Source organism: Rhodococcus sp. NPDC019647, assembly GCF_044389235.1.
Lineage (GTDB): Bacteria > Actinomycetota > Actinomycetes > Mycobacteriales > Mycobacteriaceae > Rhodococcus_F > Rhodococcus_F oxybenzonivorans.
Map to the genome: position 1 here is coordinate 108,424 of NZ_JBIRXS010000003.1, position 14,383 is coordinate 122,806.

Genomic DNA, 14,383 nt, shown 5'->3' on the forward strand with positions numbered 1-14,383 from the left:
GATCTCGCGACATTCCGACGAAAGGCTGTTCATGTCTCGAAGTGCAAAATCCACCGCCGCTGTGCTGATCACCGGTGGCGTCCTGTTCACCGGCCTCGGTGGTCCCGCGGCCGTGTCAGCGCAGCCGCTCTCACCACCGGGAATCAGCCTCCCCGATTTCGGTTCCCTGGGCAATGCACGACCCGTCGTCGAAACACCGCGTCTGGCGTCGGTCGACAACTTCCGGGACGTCGGCGGAACCGGGCAGGGGTACGCCACCGCGGAGGGCGACCACGTCACGAGGGGTGTGTTCTACCGCTCGAACGCGCTCGTGCCCAACGACCAGGATCTCGCCGTGCTCACCGGCCTCGGCCTGACCGCCGTCTACGACGTCCGCACGGTCGAAGAGGTAGCCGCGAAGCCGGACAGGCTCCCCGCCGGACCGCGCTACCTCGGCATCCCCATTCTCTCGGGCGATCTGGGCGCCGCAGTGGCGCAATTGAAGTCACCCGCCGATGCGGTGGCGTTCATGCAGGATATGAACCGCAGCTTCGTCGACGACGCGGCCACCCGAGCGGGATTCGCCCAGCTGCTCACCGAAATGGCCCGCACGGCCGGGCCCCAACTGTTCCACTGCACGGCAGGTAAGGACCGCACCGGTTGGGCGTCCGCGCTGTTGCTGTCCATCGCGGGAGTGCCCGAGGGCACCATCTTCGACGACTACCTGCTGACCAACGAGTACACGGCCGCGTCGATGAAGGTGACGTACGACCAGATCGTGGCTTCTCGAGGCGAGGCCGTCGCGCAGATCTATAAGCCTCTGCTGGGGGTCGACCGCAGCTATCTCGAGGCGGGGCTCGGCCGGCTCGCCGAGAAGTACGGCACAGTCGACCGCTACCTCACCGAAGGACTGGGACTGAGCCGAGGAACCATCGAAACGTTGCGGCACAAACTGATCACCGCACCGGCGCCACAACCGAGAAACGGAAACAACTGATGACACATCAGGAACTTCTCACCGCCGACGTTATCCGGACCGCCGTCACCAACTACCTCGACGCCGTGTCCTCGGGCCCGTCCCGCAGCATCGCCGCACTGTATGCGGAGGACGCCACCCTCGAGGACCCGGTGGGCGGCGAGGTTCGGGTGGGGCGCGAAGCGATCGAAGCCTTCTACAGCGCCCTCGACGGCGTCGACTGCAAGACTGAACCGCGAACGATCCGGGTGAGCGGCAACAATGCGGCTTTCCATTTCCGTGTCGTCACAGAAATCGACGGTAAGGCTTACGCCATCGAACCCATCGACGTCATGACCTTCGACGACCGCGGAGCCATCACCAGCATGCGGGCGTACTGGTCGCCGTCGGACATGACCGAGCTCTGAGCATGTCCGTCACCTGTTGTAGATGATCAGGTCCGCGCGCCCGCGCGTTTCGGCCACCATCGACGCGTTGATCTCGTCGGTGCCGTGAGCCCAGGCGTGGGCCGCGGGACCCGATTTACCTGCCGCGCGGTGCCGATCGATCAGACGCGCCAACCTGAGCTCGCGTGGGGTGTCGAGATACCAGACCTCGTCCATCACCGAACGCGCGCGCGGCCAGGCACCTGAAGCGGCGAGCAGATAGTTGCCTTCGGTGAACACCACATCGACGGCGCGCGGCACTGCGATCGAGGCAGCCACCGGATCGCCGAAGGCGTGGTCGAAGTCGGGCGCATAGACGACGTCCTCGTCGCGGCTGCGCAGCCGCTCCAGCAGAACGGCGAACCCGGCATCGTCGAAAGTGTCGACGGCACCTTTGCGATCCACCGACCCCAGCGCGCGCAGCACGGTGTTGCTGAGGTGGAAACCGTCCATCGGGACCACCACCGTCCGAACCCGCCTCGGCAGGGCCGCCACAACCTCGGTGACCAACGTCGATTTCCCGGTGCCGGGCGGTCCCGTCACCCCGACGATCAGGCGCTGCCCCGGCACCCGAAGTCCGAGCACACGCTGGGCCAGCTCGTGGGGGTCGGCGGAACCCGCGACCGCGTGGTTGTCCATGGTGCGCCCGTCTGATCGTGCCGGTCAGTCTGCGGTGAGACTAGTCTGCGGTCTTCGCGGTGCTGTCGTCTCAGCCGGTGGCGCGCCGGAACGATCCGTCCAGGCGAGGGTGGCGGCGGCACCCAAAACACCCACGAGCGTCCCGACGCCGAAGCCGCCGAAATTGGCGGCCGGAAGCGCAACGAGAGCGAGGAGCATGGCACCTCCACCTGCCGCGACCCGCGTCCTCGGCCGCACCAGCACCGAACCTGCGCACAACAGCATGGAGGCACCGAGGAACAGCGTGGACACTCCCGAGATGGTGCTGATCGAAATCAGCAGATCACCGACCTCGACGGTGGTGTAGGCGGGAAGCAGGAGGAACACAGCGGAGACAGTGAGCATGACCGCGCCCGCGAACGGGCGCATGCGGCGCCAATGCCGGAAGCGTTCCCTTCGGGTGAGCGGTGGTTCAGCCGTCAGCAACTTTTCGCACCCATCTCCGAGGTAATCGTGAAGTCGCGCAACGACAGTGACGTCGCGGTGAGGGACACTCCTTCCAGGCGGGCGCCCGTCATCGACGATTCCGCGGCCACCATCCCCGACGTGACCACACCCTGCACGTCGCCGGTGGCCGAAACATCGGCGCCCATCTCGACGTTCGAGATTCCGATCGAACCACCGAGGACGGACGCATCGACGACGAGGTCGCGGGCTGTCGTGCCGTCACCCGGGACCCGCAGGAACATCGTGACGTCCCCGACCAGGGGCAGGCCGTGTGCGACCGTCGAGAGGCACACGTCGGTCAGTCGAGCGGACTCGATCAGGATCGCGACCGTGGGCAACTGCCCTGCTTTCGTTGCGACCTGGCGAGGAAAGACGGTGATGCTCTCGCCCTCCACCGCCGACATCGTCCCGACGAACCTCTGACCCGACAGCGCGACGTTCATGGGTAGTTGTCCGTCGGCTATCCCGGCACCCAGGATCGTGGCGGCAAGCAACCCGCCGGACACGATCACGGCGAAGCGTCCCTTACGCAGCGCTCCCATTCGTTACCGCCGACTCTGGGGTGCACAAGCGGAATTGGGCATGGTGGCGGTCATCAATCTCCTGAGTGAGCTGGCCGGCGTGGGAAGGGAGCGGGCTCCGTCCCCGGGCTGCATGCTCAACCGCGGCCGCAAGGCTAACAGTTGGCAAATCGTGCCGCAAAGTCGACGGGGCTTGCGGTGGAATCAATGGGAGGACTAAGGTAGAACATACGTTCGAATTGGGGGGTTCGATGGCGGGTGGGAATTCAGTTGATGCACGCGATGCCGGGGCGGTCGGTGTCGCCGACGTGCGCGCGGTGGTGGACCGCTTACGCGTCGTCGAGCGCCACTGTGACGACGGTGTGCGGGTCGATCTACTGCGGGCGTTGGAAGAATTGAAAGCGGCCTGTGCGGGGGCGCAAGCTCGGGTAACCGCCGATTTCGCTTCCTCGCAACAGGAAGCGGCCGAATCGGCGAAAGTCCCTGTGTCGCAGCGCGGGCGTGGAATCGCGGCGCAGGTGGGACTCGCGCGACGGGACTCACCCTGGCGAGGGAACCGGCACCTGGGCATGGCGACGGCGTTGGTACACGAAATGCCCTTCACTCTGCGGTTGCTCGAACGCGGACTGCTCAGTGAATGGCGAGCGACGTTGCTCGTCAAGGAGACAGCCTGCCTGTCCCGGGAAGACCGAACAGTCTTGGACCGCCGATTGTGTGAAGACCCGGCCACCTTGGACGGCCTCGGGGACCGTGCGGTCGCGGCCAAGGCCCGAGCATTGGCCGCAGAGGTGGACGCGGCAGCGGTGGTGCGCCGCGCCCGGCGGGCGGAATCCGATCGGCGGGTCTCCTGCCGTCCGGCACCGGACACGATGGCGTATGTGAGCGCCTTGTTGCCGGTAAAGCAGGGTGTTGCGGTGCAGACGACGTTGTCGCGGGACGCAGCCGCGCTCATCGCAGCCGGGGACGGGCGGAGTCGGGGTCAGATCATGGCGGACCTGCTCTTCGAACGGGTCACCGGCGCCGGGGCCGCTTCGGGATGTGCGGTCACGGTGAATCTGGTGATGTCCGATCACACCCTGCTCGCCGGCGGGTCAGAGCCGGCGCACCTGCAGGGGTACGGCCCCGTGCCGGCCGCACTGGCTCGGGAATGGGTCGGCAAGAGCGGAGGTGGCGAGGCAGCCGGGGGTCACGAGACTGGGGGTCGTGAAGCAGCCGGAGGTCGGGAGACCACGGGCACAGCTCCGTCTGCTGAGCCAATGATGCTGCTGCGGAGGGTGTACGCGTGCCCGGAGTCGGGGTCGCTGACCGCGGTGGAGTCGCAGGCGCGGAAGTTCCCAGTGGGACTGGCGCGCATGATCGACCTGCGCGACCGCACGTGCCGCACGCCCTGGTGTGATGCGCCGATCCGGCACCACGACCACATCAGGTCGTGGCACAAGGGCGGGCCGACGACACTCGAGAACGGGGCAGGATTGTGTGCGGCGTGCAATTACGCGAAGCAGGCCGCCGGCTGGCATGCGGCCACGCCGAAGCGGACGCAAGGGGAGGTGCACGCGTACGACTTCCTCACCCCGACCGGGCACCGCTACAAGTCGACCGCACCGGCTCTCCCGATACCGATGTCGGACGTCGACCCGATGGCCGGGGACCTGCCCGTCGCGTACGACGAGTCGGCCTGATGGGAGGTAGGGCGTTTGCCCGACAGTGTGCCGGGGCACGCTGGAGAAATGACGCACGGAGAGGATCCAGCTCATCGCAACGACGATCCTGCGCTGATGTTGCTCGGCCGCACCCGTGCCTTGTGCGAGGGGTGCCTCGACACGGTAGGCGTGGATGGGTCGGCAGTCGCCGTGTTCGCCGGTGACACCACTCGTGACCTGGTGTACGCCACCGACTCGACCGCCGAGAGCATCGACGAATTGCAGTTCACCCTCGGCGAGGGGCCGTGCCTCGCCGCGTACCGCTCCCACAGGCCCGAGCTTCACGCCGATATGGCCGATCCGGCCGAATCCGCGCGGTGGCCGGCGTTCGCGCCGGAGCTGGTCGCGCTCGGGGTCCGCGGCATCTACGCCTTTCCGCTCGGACTGTGGAACGGGGGACGAGTCGGTGTCCTCGAGCTGTACAGCGACAAGCCCCGGACGCTCGACGTTGCCCAGTACCGCGCGGCCGAGGACTGCGCCGCGATGCTCGGTCCGACCGTGCTCGAGGAGCTCGACCCCACTCGCTACCCGTCGGTCTGGACCGATCCGGCGTTGTTCCCCCACGGCAATGTGCACGTCGCGGCGGGCATGATGGCGGGCCAGCTACGTATCTCGCCGGCTGATGCGATCTCCCGGCTGCGGGCGATGGCCTTCGCCGAGGAGCGCAGGATCACCGCGCTTGCGGAAGACATCATTGCCGCTCGTGTGACATTTCCTCCCGAGGAGCCTCGTGGTGAGCGCGGATGAACCTTGTGTGTGGGGCGCCGAAGGTGGGTAAGCGGTCCGACGAGTCGGGTCCCTACACGCTCAGGAGAAATTATGCGCAAGTTCGCAGCAGGCATCGCCGCGGCCGCACTGTCGGCCGGCATCATCCTCGTCGGAGCGGGTACCGCTGCCGCGGAACCTGTCCCGGACGGAACCTATCAGGGAACCACCGACGCGCCCGGAGGCGGACTGATCTGGAAGGGCAAGACCTTCCGGAACGGCACGGTCACCAACAATTTCGTGTTCGGTCTCAGTGGTCTGAGCGGCAACTACTACGAAGATGCGGCGGGCAGAACCGTCATCGATTACGGCCCCTCGGGTCTCGGATTCCTCACTGACACGATGGTGGCGAACGGGGACGGCTCCTACACCGGCGCCACGTACATCAACGGCAATCAGGTCGGAGGTTTCCGGTTGGCGAGGTAGGACCGACAGTGCGGGCCCGGTTCAGTCGATTCGCCTGAGCAGTAACAGTGCGCGTGGGCCGACCTCGATGTCGGCTCCGGCGAGGAATATCGCCTTCGGCTGTTCGGCCTCGGGCAGTCGGGTGTCGACGACGAGCTCCCAGGACTTTCCGTACTCGATCGACGGCAAGGGAAAGGTAATGCCGTCGTGATGAGCGCTGAGGTACAGCAGGAACGAGTCGTCGGTGACGGGTAACCCGTAGTCGTCGGTGTCGGGAATAGCGTTGCCGTTGAGGAAGATTCCTACGGTACGGCCGAAGTCGACGAGCCAGTCCTGCTCGGTCATCTCGCTTCCGTCGGGGCGCAGCCAGGCGATGTCGGGGAGGTTGTCGCCCCGTCGTTGCACGGGGCGGCCTTCGAAGAACCGTCTCCGCCGGAACACTGGGTGCTGGGTGCGTAGCTGCGCGAGCCGCCGGGTGAACGCGAGGAGGTCCTCGTCGGTGGCGGCCCAGTCGACCCAGGTGATCGTGTTGTCCTGGCAGTAGGCGTTGTTGTTGCCGTGTTGGGTGCGGCCCAGTTCGTCACCGTGGCTGAGCATGGGCACACCCTGCGACAGCAGGAGGGTGGCGAGGAAGTTCCGGCTCTGCTGCGCCCGGAGCGCGAGTATCTCCGGGTCGGTTGTCGGGCCCTCCGCACCGCAGTTCCAGGAGCGGTTGTGGTTCTCGCCGTCGTTGTTATTCTCGCCGTTGGCGTCATTGTGTTTGTGGTTGTAGCTCACCAGGTCGCGGAGCGTAAATCCGTCGTGGGCGGTGACGAAGTTGATGGAGGCGACCGGCCGTCGACGGGTGTGCTCGTACAGGTCGGCGGAGCCGGTGATGCGGGACGCGAACTCACCGAGCGTCCCGGGCTCGCCCCGCCAGAAGTCGCGGACGGTGTCGCGGTAGCGGCCGTTCCATTCGGTCCATTGGGGTGGGAAGTTGCCCACCTGGTACCCGCCGGGACCGAGGTCCCACGGCTCGGCGATCAGCTTCACCTGGCTGATCACCGGGTCTTGCTGCACGAGCTCGAAGAAACTCGCCAGCCGATCGACCTCGTAGAACTCGCGCGCGAGTGAGGCGGCGAGATCGAAGCGGAAGCCGTCGACGTGCATTTCCAGTACCCAGTATCGGAGTGAGTCCATCAGGAGTTGCAGCGCGTGCGGATGGCGCACGTTGAGGGTGTTTCCGGTCCCGGTGTAATCCATGTAGTACCGCCGGTCGTCGTCCACGAGACGGTAGTAGGCGGCGTTGTCGACCCCGCGGAAGCCGAGGGTCGGACCGAGGTGATTGCCTTCGGCGGTGTGGTTGTAGACGACGTCGAGGATGACCTCGATCCCCGCCTGGTGGACGGCCCGGACCATCGCCTTGAATTCCTGGACCTGGCCTGCAGGTGATCTGCTCATCGCGTACTTGGCGTCCGGCGCGAAGAAGCCGATGGTGTTGTATCCCCAGTAGTTCGACAATCCGCGCTCCTGCAGAAGCGCGTCGTCGGGGAAGTGGTGGACCGGCATCAGCTCGAGTGCGGTCACCCCGAGACTGCGAAGATGTCCCAGGACGGCCGGGTGTCCGAGGGCCGCGTAGCTGCCTCTCATTTCCTCCGGTACGGCCGGATGCAGCGCTGTGAGCCCTTTGACGGGGGCCTCATAGAGGACGGTGTCCGCGTAGGCATGCCGTGGAGGGCGATCGGTGCCCCAATCGAAGAAGGGGTTGATCACCACAGATTTCGGCATGTGCGCTGCGGAGTCCTCGTCGTTCCGGCTGTCGGGGAAGCCGAAGTCGTAGCCGAACAGTGACTGATTCCAGTCGAACCGTCCGTCGATCGCCTTGGCGTAGGGGTCGAGAAGAAGCTTGTTCGGGTTGCACCGGGCTCCCGCGCCCGGATCGAAGGGCCCGTGCACGCGGTACCCGTAGCGCTGGCCGGGTTCGATGCCCGGGAGGATGGCATGCCAGATGAAGCCGTCCAACTCGACGAGTTCGATCCTCGTTTCGGTGCCTGCGGTGTCGAACAGGCATAACTCCACCCGTTCGGCGACTTCACTGAACAGGGCGAAGTTCGTGCCCGACCCGTCGTACGTCGCCCCCAGGGGGTAGGCGGAGCCCGGACGAAGCAGCATGAATCCCCTTCGGTGGTCGGTCGGGTGTAGATGATGGCGTCTTTCGGCCGAGTTTCCGGGCCGAAGGGGAATAAAACCTGAGTGTGATGCGCTCAACTTTGCACACGCTTTCGCATTCACTCGTGGACGAGGAGGTCGAGGACGATGGCATTGCCAATCCGCCGACATGCCGATATGGCGCAATCGGACCCATTCCGCATCTTGGGCTCGTAGACCCGCCCGGCTCCGTCGAGACTGCGCGGGCTCGACGGACTCGGACCGACTCGGCAGGTCCGGAAACCTTGACTGACCAGCTCGGGAGTCGGAAAATTGAGTCCAACAGGCTCAACTCTGATAAACGCAGTCTTTTCATAACTGAGGAGGAAAAATGGCACGCGCGGTCGGTATCGACCTCGGTACAACCAACTCGGTCGTGTCAGTGCTCGAGGGCGGCGACCCGGTGGTGGTTGCCAACTCGGAAGGGTCCCGGACCACGCCCTCGGTGGTCGCCTTCGCCAAGAACGGTGAGGTGCTGGTCGGCCAGCCCGCCAAGAACCAGGCGGTCACCAACGTCAGCCGGACGGTGCGGTCGGTCAAACGCGAGATCGGCACGCCGTGGACGGTGGAGATCGACGGCAAGAAGTACACAGCGCAGGAGATCAGTGCCCGGGTTCTGATGAAGCTCAAGCGTGACGCCGAGTCGTATCTGGGCGAGGACATCACGGACGCCGTGATCACCGTTCCCGCCTACTTCAACGACGCGCAACGGCAGGCCACGAAGGAAGCCGGCCAGATCGCGGGCCTGAACGTGCTGCGCATCATCAACGAGCCCACCGCCGCGGCGCTCGCCTACGGCCTGGACAAGGGCGACAAGGAACAGACCATTTTGGTGTTCGACCTCGGTGGCGGCACCTTCGACGTCTCACTGCTCGACATCGGCGAGGGTGTCGTCGAGGTTCGCGCCACCTCCGGTGACAACCACCTCGGTGGTGACGACTGGGATCAGCGCATCGTCGACTGGCTGGTCGAGAAGTTCAAGGCGCAGAACGGCATCGATCTGACCAAGGACAAGATGGCGCTGCAGCGCCTGCGTGAGGCGGCGGAGAAGGCGAAGATCGAGCTGAGCTCCTCGCAGAGCACCTCGATCAACCTGCCCTACATCACCGTCGACGCGGACAAGAACCCGTTGTTCCTCGACGAGCAGCTCTCGCGCAGCGAATTCCAGAAGATCACCTCCGATCTGCTAGACCGCACCCGGGCCCCGTTCCAATCGGTGATCAGGGACAGCGGTATTGCGGTCAAGAACATCGACCACGTCGTGCTCGTCGGTGGTTCCACCCGCATGCCCGCCGTCTCCGACCTGGTCCGGGAGCTCACCGGCGGTAAGGAACCGAACAAGGGTGTGAATCCGGACGAGGTCGTCGCGGTGGGCGCTGCCCTGCAGGCCGGTGTCCTGAAGGGTGAGGTCAAGGACGTGCTGCTCCTCGACGTCACGCCGCTCTCGCTCGGCATCGAGACCAAGGGTGGGGTGATGACCAAGCTCATCGAGCGCAACACCACCATCCCGACCAAGCGGTCCGAGACCTTCACCACGGCCGACGACAATCAGCCGTCGGTGCAGATTCAGGTGTTCCAGGGTGAGCGCGAGATCGCCTCGCACAACAAGCTCCTCGGTTCGTTCGAGTTGGCGGGCATTCCGCCGGCTCCGCGCGGGGTGCCGCAGATCGAGGTCACCTTCGACATCGATGCCAACGGCATCGTGCACGTGACCGCGAAGGACAAGGGCACCGGCAAGGAGAACACCATCAGGATCCAGGAGGGCTCCGGTCTGTCCAAGGAAGAGATCGACCGGATGATCAAGGATGCCGAGGCGCACGCTGCCGAAGACTCCCGACGGCGCGAGGAGGCCGAAACGCGGAATCAGGCCGAGTCGCTGGTGTACCAGACCGAGAAGTTCATCAAGGACAACGAGGACAAGGTTCCCGAGGACGTCAAGGGCAAGGTGCGGTCGGCGATCAAGGAAGTGCAGGATGCTCTGGCCGGCACCGACATCGGGGCGGTCAAGTCCGCGGTCGAGAAGCTGGCCACGGAGTCCCAGTCCTTGGGTCAGGCACTGTACGACACCCAGGCGCAGCAGGGCGGCGCGCCCGGCGGCGACGGGACCACGGGGCCCGATGGATCCGAGCAGGTGTTCGATGCGGAGGTGGTGGACGAACCCGGGAGGGAGGATGCGCGATGAGCACTGAGCGCACCAACGGGAAAGAACCACCGCGAGAACCAATTTCGATCACTGATAAACGCCGGGTCGATCCGGAGACCGGTCAGGTTCGAGAGCACACGCCCTCGCAACCCCCGGTCACCGGCGGCCGGAGCCAGTCCGCCGACGGTGGGAAGTCGGGCGCGGCCGCCGGTGGGAAGACGGGCGCGCCCGGCGAGGATCGAGTGGCGGAGCTGACCGCCGATCTGCAACGACTGCAGGCCGAGTTCGCAAACTACCGGCGGCGGGTCGAACGCGATCGGCAGGTCACGGCCGAGATCACGAAGGCTTCCGTAGCGGAGAAGTTCCTCGGGATTCTCGACGACCTCGACCGGGCACGCAGCCACGGCGACCTCGAGCACGGACCACTGCGCGCTATCTCGTCCAAGATCCGGGCAACGCTTGCGGACCTGGGGGTGGCCGCATTCGGCGAGGAGGGCGATCCGTTCGATCCGACTCTGCACGAGGCAGTTCAGCACGAGGGCGACGGGCACGAGCTCGTCGTAGGAAGTGTGCTGCGCCGCGGCTACAAATTCGGTGACCGCAAGGTGTTACGGACGGCGATGGTCACCGTGGTGGACGCTCACCGATCGTAGGGACTGTGGAAGGAGGATGCCCGGTGACGCAGCAGGAATGGTTGGAGCGGGACTTTTATGCCGATTTGGGCGTCTCCTCTGGTGCATCGGCGGACGAGATCAAGAAGGCGTACCGGAAGCTGGCCCGCGAGCTGCATCCGGACGCCAATCCGAACGACTCCCGCGCCGAGGAACGGTTCAAGTCGGTCAGTGAGGCGCACGCCGTGTTGTCGGACCCTGCCAAACGTAAGGAGTACGACGAGACGCGGCGGCTGTACAAGGCAGGAATGTTCGGTAACACGGGATTCCGCCCAGGCCCGACCGGCACCTCCCGAATGAGCGATTTCGACCTCGGCGATCTTTTCGGGAACGGATCGCACTTCACGACTGCCGATGCCGGCTCGATGAGTGACGTGTTCGGTGATCTGTTCAGGAGTCGCCGACAGACCACCCGGGCGCGCCCACGTCGGGGTAGCGATATCGAGACAGAGACACATCTGTCCTTCCGGGATGCGGTCAACGGTGCGGTCGTACCCTTGCGCATCAGTGGACCGACGGTGTGTACCACCTGTCACGGCAGCGGGTCTCGTCCGGGAACTCATCCGCGTCGGTGTCCCTACTGCGGTGGTTCCGGCGTGCTCAACCGGAACCAAGGCGGGTTCGGGTTCAGTGACGCCTGCGACGAGTGCCGTGGCACCGGCTCGGTGGTCGATTCACCGTGCTCGGACTGTCACGGAGCCGGGGTCGCGAACCGCACCCGCACCATCTCGGTGCGCATCCCCGCCGGGGTGAGTGACGGGCAACGAATCCGGCTTCCCGCACAGGGTGAGCCGGGTCTGCGAGGCGCGCCGTCGGGCGATCTGTACGTGAATGTGAAGGTGGATCCCGACCCCGTGTTCGCCCGTGCCGGTGACGACCTGACGGTGACCGTACCGGCGACGTTCAGCGAATTAGCCCTGGGCACAACGATCTCGGTTCCCACTCTCGACGGTCGTGTCAGCGTGAAGATTCCGCCGGGTACCCCGACCGGTCGGACCTTCCGATTACGTGAGCGTGGCGTACCACGCCGCAGCGGACCACCCGGAGATCTGTTGGTGACCGTGGAGGTCGCCGTGCCGCCCCGGTTGGATCAGCATGCGGTCGATGCGCTGCGCACGTACGAGAAAGAGGAGAAGTCCGCGGGATTCGATCCGCGCGCCCACTGGCCCGGTCGCGGATGACGCTCATGACGATCACCCCACTCGGTACCGAGGTTGGTGCGCCGGCGGAATGGGTATCTCCTACACGATGATGGGGGATTTCCGGAACGGAGGTGGGCTGTGGACAGCTTCCTGGCCACCCCACGGCGGGTGGCGGTCGCGGGAGACTGGCACGCCGACACCGACTACGCCGTCGGCGCGATCGCCCGTGCGGGAGCCCGCGCCGCCGATGTGATCGTCCAGCTCGGCGATTTCGGTTACACATTCCGCCCCGCATACCTCGACAACCTCGACGCCGCCCTCGCGGAGGAGGGCTTGGTCCTCGGTTTCGTCGATGGCAATCACGAGGACTTCGACTGGCTGTTGCAACAACCGATCGCCGACGACGGCCTGCGGTATCTGCGGGAACGCATCGTCCACCTGCCGCGCGGGCTGCGCTGGCAGTGGGGTCAGCTGCGGTGCCTGGCTGTCGGCGGGGCTTGCTCGCTCGACAAGATACTGCGGACCCCGCACACCTCGTGGTGGCCGCAGGAAGCCCTGAGCGCCGACGAGGTCGGCACCATCACCGCCGCTGGTGGTGCCGAGGTGATGTTCTGCCATGACTGTCCCGCCGGAATAGCCGTCCCCGGGTCGGCTCGTCGTGAGGCCGGTGTGCCACCCGACGAGTTGCGCGAGACTGCCGAGAACCGTGATCGACTTCGGATGATCGTCGACGCGGTTCGGCCGATTCGGTTGTGGCACGGCCATTTTCATCAGCGCTACCAAAGCCTGCTCGACGCCGGGGACTATCGCACCGTCATCGACGGGTTGGGCCGCAACAGCGATCCGATCGATAACAACATGGTCGTCGTCGATGTGGCGGCGCTCGGCAGGCACGTCGCGGTGACACCCGCGTCCGGCGACGGGCGGGTCAATCCGTTCGCCGACGCGGACGCCGTTACCCCCACACGGCCGCTCAATCGGGTTCGGGGGCCCAGGCGCCGAGGAGAAACTCCGGCCTGACCGTGGGGTGTCCACCCGACGGGCCCGGGGACTCGTCGAGTGGGCGGGGAACTGAGGGGGTCCGGTTACGCGGCTGCGAAGTTCGTGGCCGGTGCAGTGCGTCGGTGCCACGCCGGGTCGTACACGTAGGCCAGTCGGCCGAGGGTCACTGCCGCGAGCATCAGCCCGAAGTCGCGCAGTGCGATGTCGTAGAAGCCCGGGTAGCTCAGCAGGTTGACGATGATCCCGGCGAGCCAGGCGGCAACGATGTAGGCCGCGTATCGCGGTTTGATCGCGACAGCGATCCCGGCGACGATTTCGATCACTCCGACCACCAGCATGGTCTGGTGGGCGCTGAGGGGGACGATGTCGACGATCCAGGGTGCCAGGTAGTTCTCCCAGGTGGTGAGCAAATTGGTGAACTTGTCGAGGCCCATGACGATTGGCAGCACGGTGAAGCCGATGCGTAGCAACAGAAATGCGCCATAGGCAGGGTCGCTGCGTGCGCGTTGCACGGCGGCACCGAGGGAATGTTCAGAGACTGCTGACGAGGAGCGTGGCGTCGGGGCGTTCATCACTGATCCTTCTGTAAAAGTAATAGGAACTGTTTTTAGAATCCGCCCGCCCGCACCTATTTGTCAATAGTTCTTGGTGATAGAGTCGAGGCATGTCCTCCACAGCCCGATCGGCTGCGCCGGCGGCTCTGGCGGCTTTGAGTAATCTGGACGATCCGTTGCGGCGCAAGCTGTACGAGTACGTGACCGAAAGCGCCACGCCAGTTTCCCGCGAGGAAGCGGCCGCGGCCGTCGAGATCGGTCGAACCCTCGCGGCCTATCACCTCGACAAGCTCGCGGATGCCGAACTGTTGACCATCAGTTACCAGCGGCCGGCGGGCCGGAGCGGTCCCGGGGCCGGGCGTCCGGCGAAGTTGTATGCCCGGGCCACGAAGGAGATGGCCGTCAGCGTGCCGCCGCGGGACTACGAACTGCTCGCCCGGTTGCTCGTCTCCTCCGTGGAACAGGATGCCAGCGGAGCCGTTCGGAACGCGGTGAACGAGGCGGCGCTCGATGCCGGACGCCGATCTGCCGCCGAGTCCGGGGGCAACCTTCTGGCAGCGCTCCGAAGCTGCGGATACCTGCCGCAGGTAGATGGCGACGGCCGAGTCGAGTTGCGTAACTGCCCGTTCCATCTCGTCGCCCAGGACCATCTGGATGTGGTGTGCGGGCTGAACTTACGGCTCGTCGAGGGGATGATCGCCGGAAGCGCCGAACCCGGTGCGCGGGCGGTACTCGATCCGCGACCCGACCGGTGCTGTGTAGTGGTCGACCCTCCGGAGTCCTGACTG

General features: G+C 65.7%; 15 protein-coding genes. 10 read left to right on the top strand and 5 right to left on the bottom strand.

Features of this window, described 5'->3' with window-relative positions; genetic code table 11:
* Positions 1–31: 31 nt before the first annotated feature.
* Both ACH49N_RS08015 and ACH49N_RS08020 read left to right on the top strand, forming a co-directional pair.
* A complete protein-coding gene (locus ACH49N_RS08015) occupies positions 32–976 on the top strand; it encodes a tyrosine-protein phosphatase (RefSeq protein WP_358271930.1) in 945 nt (314 codons plus the stop codon).
* Positions 976–1,362 (top strand): nuclear transport factor 2 family protein, encoded by a 387-nt coding sequence (locus ACH49N_RS08020; RefSeq protein WP_358271928.1) that lies wholly within the window; start codon positions 976–978, stop codon positions 1,360–1,362. Before ACH49N_RS08015 ends, ACH49N_RS08020 begins: the two co-directional genes overlap by 1 nt.
* Positions 1,363–1,371: 9 nt before the next feature.
* On the opposite strand, the gene ACH49N_RS08025 is transcribed toward ACH49N_RS08020, so the two are convergent.
* The 3 genes from ACH49N_RS08025 to ACH49N_RS08035 are packed head-to-tail and all read right to left on the bottom strand — an operon-like array spanning position 1,372 to position 3,047.
* On the bottom strand, positions 1,372–2,019 hold the full coding sequence (locus ACH49N_RS08025) for a nucleoside/nucleotide kinase family protein (protein WP_358271926.1): 648 nt from the start codon (positions 2,017–2,019) through the stop codon (positions 1,372–1,374).
* Positions 2,020–2,043: 24 nt separating this feature from the next.
* Positions 2,044–2,484: a DUF6114 domain-containing protein gene (locus ACH49N_RS08030; protein ID WP_358271924.1), complete on the bottom strand. Its 441-nt coding sequence runs from the start codon at positions 2,482–2,484 to the stop codon at positions 2,044–2,046.
* Entirely contained in the window at positions 2,478–3,047 is a 570-nt protein-coding gene (locus ACH49N_RS08035) for a DUF6230 family protein (protein ID WP_358271922.1), read from the bottom strand. Before ACH49N_RS08035 ends, ACH49N_RS08030 begins: the two co-directional genes overlap by 7 nt.
* 230 nt (positions 3,048–3,277) lie before the next feature.
* Here ACH49N_RS08035 and ACH49N_RS08040 point away from each other — a divergent pair, with 230 nt between their 5' ends.
* From ACH49N_RS08040 to ACH49N_RS08050, 3 genes are all read left to right on the top strand, one after another.
* Positions 3,278–4,705 carry an HNH endonuclease signature motif containing protein gene (locus ACH49N_RS08040; protein WP_358271920.1) on the top strand — a complete coding sequence of 476 codons (1,428 nt, stop codon included), beginning with the start codon at positions 3,278–3,280 and terminating at the stop codon, positions 4,703–4,705.
* A gap of 48 nt (positions 4,706–4,753) precedes the next feature.
* Positions 4,754–5,473 (top strand): GAF and ANTAR domain-containing protein, encoded by a 720-nt coding sequence (locus ACH49N_RS08045; RefSeq protein WP_317766149.1) that lies wholly within the window; start codon positions 4,754–4,756, stop codon positions 5,471–5,473.
* A 72-nt stretch (positions 5,474–5,545) separates the two neighbouring features.
* Positions 5,546–5,917 carry a hypothetical protein gene (locus ACH49N_RS08050; protein WP_358271918.1) on the top strand — a complete coding sequence of 124 codons (372 nt, stop codon included), beginning with the start codon at positions 5,546–5,548 and terminating at the stop codon, positions 5,915–5,917.
* Between the two features lie 21 nt (positions 5,918–5,938).
* Here ACH49N_RS08050 and glgX read toward each other — a convergent pair whose 3' ends face one another.
* Positions 5,939–8,047, bottom strand: coding sequence for a glycogen debranching protein GlgX (gene glgX, locus ACH49N_RS08055; protein ID WP_358271916.1), 2,109 nt, complete (start codon positions 8,045–8,047; stop codon positions 5,939–5,941).
* A gap of 367 nt (positions 8,048–8,414) precedes the next feature.
* On the opposite strand from glgX, the gene dnaK reads away from it, so the two are divergent.
* From dnaK to ACH49N_RS08075, 4 genes are all read left to right on the top strand, one after another.
* Positions 8,415–10,265, top strand: coding sequence for a molecular chaperone DnaK (dnaK, locus tag ACH49N_RS08060; protein ID WP_358271915.1), 1,851 nt, complete (start codon positions 8,415–8,417; stop codon positions 10,263–10,265).
* On the top strand, positions 10,262–10,879 hold the full coding sequence (gene grpE, locus ACH49N_RS08065; RefSeq protein ID WP_358271914.1) for a nucleotide exchange factor GrpE: 618 nt from the start codon (positions 10,262–10,264) through the stop codon (positions 10,877–10,879). Before dnaK ends, grpE begins: the two co-directional genes overlap by 4 nt.
* A 23-nt stretch (positions 10,880–10,902) precedes the next feature.
* Complete coding sequence (dnaJ, locus tag ACH49N_RS08070; RefSeq protein WP_358271912.1) at positions 10,903–12,078, top strand: molecular chaperone DnaJ; 1,176 nt, start codon at positions 10,903–10,905, stop codon at positions 12,076–12,078.
* A gap of 99 nt (positions 12,079–12,177) precedes the next feature.
* Positions 12,178–13,059: a metallophosphatase gene (locus ACH49N_RS08075; RefSeq protein ID WP_358271910.1), complete on the top strand. Its 882-nt coding sequence runs from the start codon at positions 12,178–12,180 to the stop codon at positions 13,057–13,059.
* Positions 13,060–13,124: 65 nt separating this feature from the next.
* On the opposite strand, the gene ACH49N_RS08080 is transcribed toward ACH49N_RS08075, so the two are convergent.
* A complete protein-coding gene (locus ACH49N_RS08080; protein WP_159918669.1) occupies positions 13,125–13,613 on the bottom strand; it encodes a DoxX family protein in 489 nt (162 codons plus the stop codon).
* Positions 13,614–13,705: 92 nt separating this feature from the next.
* Between ACH49N_RS08080 and ACH49N_RS08085 the strand changes: the two genes are divergently transcribed.
* A complete protein-coding gene (locus ACH49N_RS08085; RefSeq protein ID WP_358271908.1) occupies positions 13,706–14,380 on the top strand; it encodes a helix-turn-helix domain-containing protein in 675 nt (224 codons plus the stop codon).
* The last annotated feature ends 3 nt before the right edge of the window (positions 14,381–14,383 follow it).